Here is an 11758-nt window from a genome sequence, read left to right as displayed (position 1 = left end):
TATGAAACAGGCAGCATTTTCAGGATGAAAGATATTGTTGTGATGTCATTCATTTGAACTACTCATATCAATTTGAAAAATGTATACTATCTTATGCTATAGTACCTAAAAATAAATGCTCAACATACAAAATAACGCTTCACTTTGCAGGCAATGGATATTCTTGGCAGTACTTGCTCTTGCTTGTTCTGGACTGCTGTCAATAATTGTTATTTTTCTACGATTGCCTTTTATTTCTTCTCTCATTCCTTCTGCACAATATATCTTTGATAATGCACTGGTGATACACGTAAATTTGTCAATTTTGGTATGGATGTGCTCTATAATATCTCTGCTCTTCATCATAAACTTAAAAAACACCAATCATTGGTTTAACTTCTCATGGATTCTCTCAATCCTTTCCATGCTGCTAATGTTTATATCTGCATTTGTTCCAAATACTGAAGTTATCAAAAGTAACTATATACCTGTATTACAAAACAAATTATTTTTACTTGGACTCAGTCTTTTCATTACCAGCATATTGATAAATACAGCTCTAGCCTACATATCAAATAAACAAGACTCATATCTTTCAATCGGACAAATTGGCCTGGTCATTATACTTGTGTCATCATTTCTTTGTGTTGTTTTAGCACATAAAAATATGCCTCCAGGTCTATATCACTCAGACAAGAATTTATTTTATGAATATCTCTTTTGGGGAGGCGGACATTTACTGCAGTTTGCCTTTGCTCAAGCAATGTTTTTAGTTTATTTGATCATACTGAATGCTCGCTATATTAGTCTAAATAAAATTACCATTTTACCACTATTTATAAACACAGTTTTGACCGTAGGTGCGCCGTTTATATACTTTATTTATTCGGCGGATAGTGCTGAATTGATACAGTTTTTTACCTGGCATATGAGAATTGCTGGAGCAGTTCTGCCGTGCTTTTTAACAATATTAGTGTATTGCAACATAAAAACTCTGCTCAATGATAAGGGCAATTATCTTCTTCACTCGTTTGTATTGTTCATTTATGGAGGTGTGCTTGGAGTGCTAACTATTGAAGGAAATGTCACTATTCCTGCGCATTATCATGGTTCTGTAGTTGGTATTACTATAGCTTTTATGAATTTTGTCTACTGGCTGTTACCAAAATTGGGCTGTAAAGAAATAAAAAGCTCCATAGTAAGATTACAGATTTATGCATATAGCTTGGGACATTTTCTCCACATTACTGGACTTGTTTGGCTTGGTGGATATGGTGCCTTAAGAAAAGTTGCAGATCTGCCAAGTATTTCATCAATGTTGGCACGTGCTTGTTTTATTACGGGTGGAGCTATATCAGTTATTGGTGGAATGTTATTCGTAATAATTGTGATTTTACATCTTCTTAAAGGCAAGGCTCGTACCAACTAACCCACAGAAACAAAACTAAAAATTTTAGTGTAAAATTACTATATTTACTTTGTACTATGGCTCAAACAACCTGCTTCAAATTTGGAAAGGCAGTGAAATGAAAAAAACTATATCAAGCTACACTGAATTCTTATTTGCTACTCCTTGTGGTTCTTGTGTTCCATTTACTTGAGAGCTAGGTTTCATTATTAAATCACCAGCTAAGAATGCAGATACTGTTGCTATAACAACGATTAACCACATGTCCAATTTATTTGTATGTTCAAGTGTAATATACACTACTAACCCAACAGCAAGACCAGTACTAGCAGTAGCGATATATGTTGCTTTTTCTTTTAGTTGTTTATTTGCTTCATTTTTGGTTTCTAATATTTTCTTTTCTTGCTGTAACTGCTGGATTTGAGTATTTATTTTTTGTTTCAGTTCATTCGACATTTCACTTTTGAGTTCATTTCTTATTTTATCTTTCAATGTAGTTATTGCCTCTTCTGGGCTTTTTTTATCTTTTAATTCCAGCACGTCTTCAAGCAATTCTACTAAGTCTACTTTTGCTGGGTGAGGCACATAGTATGGATTACTTAGAATATCTATAAGCTCTTTTAAGTTATGAAAGTTAAGCATAATAAACCTCAATACTAAAAATTTATTATGTAATACATTAAAAATTATAAGATCAAGAAAAATTTGTATCATAACAAGGCTAAATTAAATGGCAGACATTAAAATTGCTGTATTTGCTCAATTGTGATAACTTAAAGCTTAAAACTGAGAAATATTTATGTTAGAAGAAAAGTATAGCTTTAGGGAAATTGAAGACAAATACAACATATTATGGGAAGGGAGTAAAGTTTATAAATGGAATGGTGAAAAGGATAATACTTTCACTATAGATACGCCTCCACCAACGATATCTGGAAAGTTGCATATTGGTCATATATTTAGCTATTGCCATACGGACTTTATTGCAAGGTTTCAACGTATGCTGGGGAAAGATGTATTTTATCCAATTGGGTTTGATGATAATGGGCTTCCCACTGAAAGGTTAGTTGAGCAGACCTATAAAACCCGTGCAAAAGAAGTTGGCAGAGAAGAATTTATAGAGATGTGCCATGAAGTTATTGAGAAGTCAAAGCAGGAATTCAAGGAATTGTTTAAATCAGTCGGTATTAGTTATGACTGGAATTTAGAGTATCACACAATTAGTAAAGAAGCTGTGGCACTTTCTCAAATGTCATTCATTGATCTATATAATAAAGAGTATGCATACAAAAAAATGCAACCTATTCTTTGGGACCCAGTCGATAAAACTGCAATTGCACAAGCAGAAATAGAGGATAAAGTCTTTGAGTCATTTTTGAACACGATAGTTTTTTCCACTGAAGAAAATGAGCAGATTAAGATTGCAACTACACGGCCTGAGTTGCTTCCAGCATGTGTTGCAGTTTTTTGCCATCCAGAAGATGCACGCTACACTCAGCTGATTGGAAAAATAGCCGTGGTGCCAATAACAGGAGCAAAAGTTCCAATAATAGCTGATGATAAAGTTAAAATAGATAAAGGTACTGGGCTTGTTATGTGCTGTACGTTTGGTGATGAGCTCGACATATATTGGCAGCAAAAGCATGGTCTGCCGATGAAAATTATTATCGATCAGGATGGTAGGATAAGTCTAGATTCAGTGTATGGTAATAATAGATCCCAGTGTCAAGGCACTGGGATGACAAAGGGGAGTGACATTCCAGTGCTTGACACTGGAATCCAGCCATTAGAGGAGACACACGCTCCAGCGCGTGACGCTGGAATCTACGATGAAGTAAATGGCCTAAGAGTTAAAGAAGCAAGAAAGAGAATTATTGAAATCCTAACTGAAAAGGGCCTTTTAATAGAAAGCACTAGCATTTCTCATTCTGTTAAATGTGCTGAAAGATCTGGTGCGCCGCTTGAAATATTACCTACTTATCAATGGTTTGTCAAGACTTTAGAGCAAAAAACTCAAGTATTAGATAAAGTGAGTAAATGTAATTGGCATCCAGAATCTATGCGTAAACGTATAGAGGTGTGGATAGAAGGGCTAAGTTGGGATTGGTGCATCTCAAGACAGCGTTATTTTGGTGTACCATTTCCAGTTTGGTATTCAAAACGTAAGGGAGAAGAAGGCAAAATCATTCTAGCTGAAGTAAAGGATTTACCTGTAGATCCACTCAAAGATTTGCCGAAAGGGTATATTAAAGAAGAAGTTACTCCAGATCAAGATGTGATGGATACTTGGGCAACAAGTGCGATCACTCCTCAATTAAGTGCACTGGCAGTAAACAGTGAGCTCGGTTTACCAAGCCATCGGTATGATAAGATATTTCCTGCAGATCTGCGCAGCCAAAGCCATGAGATAATAAGAACTTGGGCTTTTTATACGATTTTGAAGGCACATTATCATGCAGATTCACTGCCGTGGAAAAATATCATGATTAGTGGTTGGTGTTTGGCTGATGATAAAAAAAAGATGAGTAAATCAAAAGGTAATATCATCACTCCTCATGTAATGCTTGAAACCTATGGAGCTGACGTAGTACGCTATTGGGCAGCAAACTCAAGACTTGGAGTTGACACAGTCTACTCTGAAAATATCTTCAAAATTGGCAAACGACTTGTTACGAAACTTTGGAATGCTAGCAAATTTGTTTCCATGTTTATGGAAAAACATCAAGCATTGAGCATAAATTCCATCAGTGAGACGATGGATAAGTGGATATTGTCCAAATTATATAAAGTGATAGAAAAAACGACGAACAACCTATTACAGTTTGAATACTGCGAAGCTTTGAGCGCAATAGAAGAATTTTTTTGGAAAGATTTTTGTGATAATTACTTAGAGTTAGTTAAAAAACGTGCATATGGAGATGCATTGGACAGCGAGGCAAACATGAGTGCGAAACAGAGTTTGGCATATGTACTCAATATTATTTTGCGGTTATTTGCACCATTTTTGCCATACATTACAGAGGAAATATATCATCAGTTGTATAGTTATAACTCCGTTCACAATAAAAGTAATTGGCCTAACAAGGAAGAACTTATCTATGATAAGTATTCTGAAGAAATGGGAGATAATTTCGTGCAGATATTAAACCTTGTGAGAAAAATAAAAGCAGATAATAACGTATCAGTTAAGCATCTTATACAAAAGTTGATGATAAAAGCGAGTGTAAAAGAGGATGAGTTAAATTATTCTGCTCAGCATGATTTGCAGTCAGTTTGCAATGCTGAAGTGATAGAATGGGTTGAGAGTACAGAAGCAGAGCTTATAACTGAGAATGGAAAATTTACTGTAAGTTTATTGATTGATGTAACTTAGCATTCGTATTACTATACTAATTATTTAGTTGTGAGGTAATAATGATTGGTAATTCATATAATAATAAAATTGAAGAGCAAAAAGATGATTATCATGACTTCATTCAAAGGTTTTTGTTTTTGCTCGGTAAGATAAAAGAAAAGAATAAATCAATTCACACTGCTGTAGCTAGTCTTCACATATTATCTTTTTTAATAAAATACAATGCCAATTTTAATGAAGATGAATTGTATAAAGCCGTTATCCAAGATTTCAATAATGTAAAGGAGGCGAGACTAGAGCTTCAAGATAAGGCTAAAAAAGTATTGAATGGGTATATTGAAAGTTGTAAGTTAAAAATGTGATATAAAAGAGATAAGAGGGAAAGATAACCCTACTCACTATAGGAATAGGGCTATCACGGGCGTGTGCGACCGAATGAAAGTTGGTATTACAACCGTAGCCATCAAGGTAAACTAGCCCCATCTCTCGATACGTTTGAATAGTTGCATGGGACATATGTATGCACCCGTTTACAATCTTAAATTAATTAAACTATCGAGGTTATTTATTATGATTACATCTTATCAAAATTTCATTGGCATTGATATCGGAAAATTTAAAAATGTTGCTGCAGCTTATAACCAAAGGAGAGCTATCAAGTTTGACAATGATGCTACTGGTTGGCAACAGTTGTTTCAAAAATTTTCAGATATCCTACCTAATTCTCTAGTAACTTTAGAAAACACTGGAAAATATGAGCTTGGCTTAGCACATTTTCTTGTTGATAAGAATGTTGCTGTACATCGAGCTAATACTCGTAAAGTAAAAAGTTTTATCATATCACATGGAACTTTAGCAAAGACAGATCAATCAGATGCAAGAGCCCTTGCTCAATATGGTTTTGAACGCTATAGTGCTCTATCTCTATTTGTGCGTATGTCAAAAGAACAAACCGCCTTAGTTGCACTCTGTCAACGTCGTGATGACATTACGCAAATGAGAACTCAAGAGAAATGTAGGCTTGCAGCACCTGAAAACGACTATATAAAGGAAAGTTGCCAAAAAACAATAGACTTTTTTACCAGTCAGATAAATGAGTTCAACGATGCCATACAAAGAATTATTGATAAAAATCCAGAGTTACAAAAGCGTCAAAAAATCTTGAGAACAGTGCCAGGAATAGGTCTCAAGTTATCACAAGTTTTTGTGTGTCTAATGCCAGAACTTGGCCACCTAAACAAAAAAGAAGTTGCAAGTCTTGCTGGAGTTGCTCCACATCCAAAAGAAAGCGGTAAAACTATTGGTTATCGAAGGATAACAGGTGGTAGAAGCAACGTTCGTGCAAAGCTTTTCACAGCTGCTATGGCTGCTGCAAGATCTAAATCTGCACTTGGTGCTTTTTATTCTGATCTTATTGGTAGAGGTAAAAAGAAGATGGTAGCTATAACAGCTCTAATGCGAAAAATCATAGTAATTGCCAATGCAAGACTTAAAGAAGCAATTAATATGAAATAAAAAAAATCTGTATAGAAAATAGGTTAACGAATATGTGCGTCTACACACATTTAAAGCACATATTCGTTAACCATAAAATCTAAGCAGTGCTTGCTGTTTGATATAAATTTCTTTCTGTATAAACTAGGGTTTTTGTTGCCAAAATACATTTTTCAATTGAATAAAAATACAAAATTATCAACAAATGAGACTAAATTCAAAAAATTTTAAAAAACATAGTTGATGGTGTTGAAACAGTGTCAATATATGGTAGTTGTGCAGAAGTTAAATTGGGAGCTAATAAAAACAAATTCAAAGTCAGTGAGTTTTTGAATAGTAATTTCTGTCAAGATAATGGAATTTCAGGGTTTTCAACTCTGCATAGCAATGGAAAAAATGGAATGCACGGTTTTGTTTCTGAAGAAGGAATAAGGCACTATGTTGTAACTGATAGTGCATACGAAATGACTCTGAATTGGTGTGATGAGGACGGAAAAAAGTGCACTATTATAATTAATATTGATGCTAATGGTATAGAACTTATCGAGCGTAATCGTGTTACTGATGATCAATTGAAAGCAAATAAAGATGTAAAAATAGGTAACTTATTCTTGTATCAAATAAAATTTAGAAATAAGGAGAAAGGCAATCATAAATCATCTGAGATTGTGATAGAAAATAGTAATAGAAATATTAACATTCAAACAACTCAAGAAATTGAGCGTGGCATCAAAAAAGCTCAAATAGGTAGTACTAAAATGCAAGACAAAATTGCACAAGTTGTAGATGAAAGCTTAAACGAAAGAATTAATAAATTGGAAAAAGAAAATACAAGATTAACTGGAAATAATCAAACTATATTAGAACAATTACAGCAAAAAATGAGAGAGGTAGAGGAATTAAATGGAAAGGTAAGGGAAAAAGATGAAGTTTTGGCTGAAGTAACACAAAAACTCAAGCAGCTAAGTGATTCGGTAGAGAGTGAATTTGAGGAGAAAAGAATAGAGAAGGAAAAGTTAAATAAGAAGTTAAGGGAAATGCAAGAAAAGATACAACAGTTAAGTAAAGAAAAGCAAAATTTGGAAGAATATGCTGAAGGTCGAGATGTCAGAGTAAAAAGACTAAAGGATCAAATAAGGAAATCAGAGTACGGACTGGCTGAATCAATGAATGAAAATAAAAGGTTAGAACAAGAACTGAATGATGCTCAAAAAAAGTTAAGTAATAAGGACAATGAAATCCAGAGATTAAAAAATCAATCACATGAATTAGAATCTAAAAAAGTAACAGAATTGATGACATGTTTAGAAAAGAAAGAGAAAAAAATAGCAGAGTTAGAAGCGCAGTTGCAAAAAGAAAGTTCTGAAACTTATGATTTAATACTTAAATCATCGGATTTAGAAGAAGAAAAAAGACGATTACAAGAAAAGTTAAATGAAAAAACTCAAGAAGTGATTAAACTAACTGTAGATTTAGAAGAACTAAGTAAGCAATCGGAAGAGAAAGAAACTAAATATTTCAGTAGGATTAAAGAGTTAGAAAAAATTCTTAATAAAGAAAGAAAAAACAGTGAAGAGTTGGAAAATTATAGCATCAATCTGGAGGAAGAAAGTCAAATTCAACATGAAAAGTACAAAGAGTTACTATTTGAGAAGCATTCTATAAAAGAAGAAATTTCAGATTTGAATGATCAATCTTCATTAGTTCATCAGAATCGTGTGAGCTTAGCACAAGATTTGGCAAAAAACATGATATATTTGTTCAAAGAGAATGTAAGAGAAGGAGATAAAGTGATTATATCGCAGGAAACTGTATTAGAGATTTTGAATAGATTGGAGGAATTAATCAAGAATGTTGGAGTCAGTGATCAAGAAATAAAAGGAGTAATTGAAGAAATATCTGTACAAACTAATGATAGCCTTCCTCCTTCAGATATAAGTAATGGAGATTTATCAGCACTACCAAATAAAGAGCTGGATGAAGCTTCATATTCAGAAGATTTTGGATATTCTAGTAGATGTTCTACTCCTAGATGTTCTACTCCTGTCTGATGCCACCTTGCATTTTGAGTTTAGTTAGAATATCAACTAAAGTTTATCACTGGTAAAATTGTGATAAGTGTTCTCCTCTACAGGTAAGACAATTTTAATCAATATATACAAGACTGCTGCAGTTTTGTGTATAGGTGATGAGCAATTTACTTAATAAATATAATACATTTTATTTTATAGCTAGTTCTCTGGCTACTCTCACGTTACTTACATCTTTAGCGCTTATTAATGTACCTAGTTCTTTAATTCTCGCTTTAGCTGTATTATCTGTTTTGGCTTTTATGATTTTGTATAAAATAATTATTGACACTAGTAAAGTGGAGAAGAAATTTGCTCACAAAGAGCGTGAGTTGACTCAAGAAAAGCACAATTTATACGAGGAAGAAAGAAAATTTGGTCAAAAAATAGAAACTGAGAGGAAATCTTTTCTTAAAGAAAAAAAATCTTTGGAGGAGAAATTAGAAGCAAAAATGATCCATATAATTGGAATAACAGACGAATTAGAAAAAGTAACGAAGGAGAAAGATGAGCTTGCTGCACAAGAAAAAGAACTACTCCATAAAATCTCATATTTGTGTAAACAGTTACAGGAAAAAGAAGCTAATCTAACTGAGAGGAAAAAACTTATAATCGAATTGAAAAGAAAAATAGACAATGATAAATATGAGGAATTATATAAGGAAGTAGAGAAATTATCTAAAGAAAAAGAGGAGTTATCTAAGGAAATAGACAAATTACGTAAAGAGAAACATATACTGTATATGAAAAAAGAAGAATTACATAAAAGAAAAGAAGAACTTTGTGTGAAATTAGATGAATTACAATGTAAATTTAAAGAAATTGATCAGAAAAATAAAAACTTATCTCAAGAGTTAAAAAGGAAATTTGAAGAGCTAGATAAAGCAGACGGTTTAATTAAAAATCAATCTTTTGAGTTAGACAGAATAAGACAAGATTGTAATAACGAAGTGAAAAATTTAAGAAATTCACTTTTAGAGCGAGACAGTCAAATAAAACAACTTCAATATGTGATAGATAAGATAGAAGAATCAATAAGAGAAAATGAAACAATTAAAGATTATAGCAAAAAAATAATATTAGGGGAGACTCAGAAAATAAAATTTATATTAGGGCAGCTTGTGCAATTCAAGCCAATGAAAGGTTCCAAAACATCGGAGGAAACGTCTGATTCTTTACAGGAAGATCTTGGATATGCCAGTCGTTCACCCACTCCGACCAGATTATCGTGTTCAGTGTCTGTACAAAGCATTGCAAGTGGACCAATCCCTGAATATGGATTGTAAAATGCAACAATTACTCTTATTATAAAAAAAATTATACAAGATAATGAACCCAATAATATGCGCACTGGATACACAAGATTTGAATGAAGCCATATCTTGGGCTAATGGTCTGCGTGATAAGGTTGGCATGGTAAAACTTGGGTTAGAATTTTTTGCTGCACATGGTCCTTCTGGAGTGAGAGAAGTTGCAAAATGCAATGTACCAATTTTTTTAGATCTAAAATTGTATGATATTCCAAACACTGTAGCTAGAACAGTTGAAGCAATAAAAGCTCTAGATGTTGAAATGCTAACATTGCATATCAGTGGTGGAACAAAAATGCTTAAAGAAGCACTAAGTATAGTGCAAGGAAAGAAAATAAAGCTAATTGGAGTAACAGTACTAACTAGTATGGGCAATGAAGATCTGAGTGAACTCGGAGTAGCAAGGGAGGCAAAATCACAGGTAATTTTGCTAGCAAAGCTTGCAAAAAAGATTGGACTACATGGAGTAGTTTGCTCTGCACTAGAAGCTCAAGAAGTGCGCCAAGAATGTGGTAAAGACTTTAAAATTATTACTCCAGGAATCCGTATGAATCGAGGTCATGATGATCAAAAAAGGACAGCAACACCAAAAGAAGCAATAAATTCAGGAGCTGATTATATCGTAATTGGCAGACCCATTACAGAGAGTAGCAATCCCGCAAGTAGTGCAGAGTTAATATTGAAATCCCTTACTGATTGAAGCAGGGCAGATAAGGTAGCATAGAGTAAAAGCAACAAACGGTATGTATCCGTTCAGCAGGGTGGCAAAACAAGGTAGACGAGAAAAGATAACTAAATGGGTCAGTGCTTGACCATTTTTCTTTTTTTTCTGGATTCCAGCGTCACGCACTGGAATGACAGGGCTGTGAGTGTCATCGAAGTAGCCGATACAGGCCTTTTTCTTCTGTCATCCCAGTGCCCTGAAACTGGGATCCAGTTAAATTTACAGGTATAAAAGTAATCAACGTTTCTGGTGATGATAGAAAAATGGATCCCAGCTTTATACGGCTACGTACTTTATTTGCACATTCTCCTACTCAGTGAAAAAAAGTGCTTGACACAAAAAAATGGATGCTGTATAGTACTGACAATTAAGTATAATACTTAGCGTGGTGTAATACTACACTGCTTTTTTTACTTCAACAAGTAATCATTATCATTTTTCTCCCGTTACCAAGCAGCTTACGTTCATTTGTATCTACCATGAAGCCAATGCTAGAATCCAGAAAAAAGACCGGTGAATGGCAGGTACGAGCATTATACGTCACAGTTGTATGAACGTTGTTTACCATGAGGGCGCCTCCCAGCACTGGTTGTAAACAAGCGTTTGAGTTATACTAAGCTGCCATTCACCGGTCTTTTTTCTGAATGCAGGTTGCATGACAACGCTGAGATTACTGATAAAGATTACCTTCAAATTACAATAACTATTCTAATTTTATTTTTAAAGGAGGCTATTATGTCACTTACTGATATCGCTCACCGTGTTAATGAACTTGCTTCATCATGGGAGCAATTTAAACTAATAAATGATCGTAAACTAAAAGAAATCGAAAGCAAAGGGCCTGAGCAGCTATGCAAGATAAATAGTAATATTGATAATTGCAAAGAGCGCTTAGATTTTATTGAAACCTCAGCTCAACGCCCAGAGATTAGCACAGATTTTAATACAGGTGATAAATATTTTTCTGATTATATTCGCAAAGGAATGGAAAACAGGTTATCACACAAAACCCTAAGTGGAGATGACAATGATATTGGAGGGTATTTAGTTACTCCTCATATTGTAAAACGCATAAACAAGCGTATAGCTGATTCATCTCCAATGCGGCAGATATGTTCCAAGCAAAAAATCTCTACTGAAACATTGGATTATATTATAGAAGATTGTGACCGTGCTGGTGCAGGTTGGAGTGGTGAAGTCGTAGAGGACGAAGATGGTGGCTATAAATCCAAGTATGATTTTGCACAAGACACAAGTACACCTAAAATTCAAAAGATTTCCATCACAACTTATGAGCTCTATGCTCAGCCGCAAATATCACAAAAATTGCTCGATGATGCATTTGTCAATGTTGAAAGTTTGTAAGTTAAAAATGTGATATAAAAGAGATAAGAGGGAAAGATAACCCTACTCACTATA

Annotated in this window: 9 protein-coding genes and 1 pseudogene; 8 read left to right on the top strand and 2 right to left on the bottom strand. The window is 34.0% G+C overall.

The genetic code is table 11. The annotated features are described in order from the left end of the window. Positions 1-115 precede the first annotated feature (115 nt). The gene (locus ABWU65_RS06655) at positions 116-1408 is read left to right on the top strand and encodes a cbb3-type cytochrome c oxidase subunit I (protein ID WP_007302752.1); all 1293 of its coding nucleotides are present in this window, start codon (positions 116-118) and stop codon (positions 1406-1408) included. Positions 1409-1525: 117 nt separating this feature from the next. Here the strand turns inward: ABWU65_RS06655 and ABWU65_RS06650 are convergent, their stop codons facing one another. Continuing rightward, positions 1526-2029: a hypothetical protein gene (locus tag ABWU65_RS06650; RefSeq protein WP_007302751.1), complete on the bottom strand. Its 504-nt coding sequence runs from the start codon at positions 2027-2029 to the stop codon at positions 1526-1528. Between the two features lie 157 nt (positions 2030-2186). On the opposite strand from ABWU65_RS06650, the gene ABWU65_RS06645 reads away from it, so the two are divergent. The 6 genes from ABWU65_RS06645 to pyrF all read left to right on the top strand — a co-directional run bounded on the left by ABWU65_RS06645 (position 2187) and on the right by pyrF (position 10315). Then, positions 2187-4760: a valine--tRNA ligase gene (locus tag ABWU65_RS06645; protein WP_353280501.1), complete on the top strand. Its 2574-nt coding sequence runs from the start codon at positions 2187-2189 to the stop codon at positions 4758-4760. 41 nt (positions 4761-4801) lie between these two features. Further along, positions 4802-5104 (top strand): hypothetical protein, encoded by a 303-nt coding sequence (locus ABWU65_RS06640; RefSeq protein WP_353280500.1) that lies wholly within the window; start codon positions 4802-4804, stop codon positions 5102-5104. Positions 5105-5312: 208 nt separating this feature from the next. After that, entirely contained in the window at positions 5313-6257 is a 945-nt protein-coding gene (locus ABWU65_RS06635; protein WP_353279985.1) for an IS110 family transposase, read from the top strand. Positions 6258-6493: 236 nt separating this feature from the next. Beyond that, positions 6494-8287, top strand: coding sequence for a hypothetical protein (locus tag ABWU65_RS06630; RefSeq protein WP_410541923.1), 1794 nt, complete (start codon positions 6494-6496; stop codon positions 8285-8287). A gap of 137 nt (positions 8288-8424) precedes the next feature. Next, positions 8425-9591, top strand: coding sequence for a hypothetical protein (locus ABWU65_RS06625; protein ID WP_214303371.1), 1167 nt, complete (start codon positions 8425-8427; stop codon positions 9589-9591). Positions 9592-9634: 43 nt separating this feature from the next. Further along, positions 9635-10315, top strand: coding sequence for an orotidine-5'-phosphate decarboxylase (gene pyrF, locus ABWU65_RS06620; protein ID WP_012481735.1), 681 nt, complete (start codon positions 9635-9637; stop codon positions 10313-10315). Positions 10316-10754: 439 nt separating this feature from the next. On the opposite strand, the gene ABWU65_RS06615 is transcribed toward pyrF, so the two are convergent. After that, positions 10755-10907 (bottom strand): hypothetical protein, encoded by a 153-nt coding sequence (locus ABWU65_RS06615; protein WP_156220886.1) that lies wholly within the window; start codon positions 10905-10907, stop codon positions 10755-10757. Between the two features lie 167 nt (positions 10908-11074). On the opposite strand from ABWU65_RS06615, the pseudogene ABWU65_RS06610 reads away from it, so the two are divergent. Then, positions 11075-11698: pseudogene (locus ABWU65_RS06610) on the top strand (phage major capsid protein); the annotation flags it as partial. Positions 11699-11758: the final 60 nt, after the last annotated feature.

It is taken from the genome of Wolbachia endosymbiont (group B) of Silvanus unidentatus (genome assembly GCF_964028615.1).
Lineage (GTDB): Bacteria > Pseudomonadota > Alphaproteobacteria > Rickettsiales > Anaplasmataceae > Wolbachia.
The sequence above is the reverse complement of the archived record's forward strand: the minus strand, read 5'-3'. Positions and strand labels throughout refer to the sequence as shown.

Bases quoted from the DNA above. Each gene is read 5' to 3' on its own strand.
- ABWU65_RS06645 (WP_353280501.1), top strand. From the start codon at position 2,187: ATGTTAGAAGAAAAGTATAGCTTTAGGGAAATTGAAGACAAATACAAC.
- ABWU65_RS06635 (WP_353279985.1), top strand. From the start codon at position 5,313: ATGATTACATCTTATCAAAATTTCATTGGCATTGATATCGGAAAATTT.
- pyrF (WP_012481735.1), top strand. From the start codon at position 9,635: ATGAACCCAATAATATGCGCACTGGATACACAAGATTTGAATGAAGCC.
- ABWU65_RS06615 (WP_156220886.1), bottom strand. From the start codon at position 10,907: ATGGTAAACAACGTTCATACAACTGTGACGTATAATGCTCGTACCTGC.
- ABWU65_RS06625 (WP_214303371.1), top strand. From the start codon at position 8,425: ATGAGCAATTTACTTAATAAATATAATACATTTTATTTTATAGCTAGT.
- ABWU65_RS06640 (WP_353280500.1), top strand. From the start codon at position 4,802: ATGATTGGTAATTCATATAATAATAAAATTGAAGAGCAAAAAGATGAT.
- ABWU65_RS06655 (WP_007302752.1), top strand. From the start codon at position 116: ATGCTCAACATACAAAATAACGCTTCACTTTGCAGGCAATGGATATTC.
- ABWU65_RS06650 (WP_007302751.1), bottom strand. From the start codon at position 2,029: ATGCTTAACTTTCATAACTTAAAAGAGCTTATAGATATTCTAAGTAAT.